The sequence below is a fragment of the Photobacterium sp. 2_MG-2023 genome (assembly GCF_030547675.1).
Classification (GTDB): domain Bacteria; phylum Pseudomonadota; class Gammaproteobacteria; order Enterobacterales; family Vibrionaceae; genus Photobacterium; species Photobacterium arenosum.
In genome coordinates, this window is record NZ_JAUOQQ010000066.1 from 1 (window position 1) to 541 (window position 541).

1 protein-coding gene is annotated in these 541 nt (G+C 49.0%); it reads left to right on the plus strand.

Going from position 1 to position 541, the window contains the following annotated elements:
- On the plus strand, positions 1 to 541 hold a 541-nt coding region (locus Q4491_RS21480; RefSeq protein WP_303460816.1), incomplete at both ends, for an IS256 family transposase.

The following is a 541-nucleotide window of genomic DNA, read 5'->3' on the forward strand; positions in this document are numbered from 1 at the left end:
ACAGAGAAGCCTCTTTCGAACCTCAGCTCGTGCGCAAGCATCAAACCCGCTTCCAGTCGATGGACGATAAAATCCTCAGTCTCTATGCCAAAGGTATGACGACCCGCGAGATCGTTGCCACCTTCAAAGAAATGTATGACGCAGACGTCTCTCCAACACTCATTTCCAAGGTCACTGATGCCGTTTTGGAGCAGGTCATTGAGTGGCAGTCTCGCCCCTTAGATGCCGTATATCCCATCGTTTATCTTGATTGCATCGTCGTCAAAGTCAGGCAGGACAAGCAGGTCATCAACAAATCTGTTTACCTTGCGCTCGGTGTGAATATGGATGGTCAGAAAGAACTGTTGGGGATGTGGCTGTCCGAAAATGAAGGTGCCAAGTTCTGGCTGAGCGTCTTGACCGAACTGCAAAACCGAGGAGTAAAAGATATCTTGATAGCCTGCGTCGATGGCCTTAAGGGCTTTCCTGATGCGATTAATGCCGTTTACCCGCAGACTCAAATCCAGCTTTGTATCGTCCATATGGTTCGTAACTCAGTCAG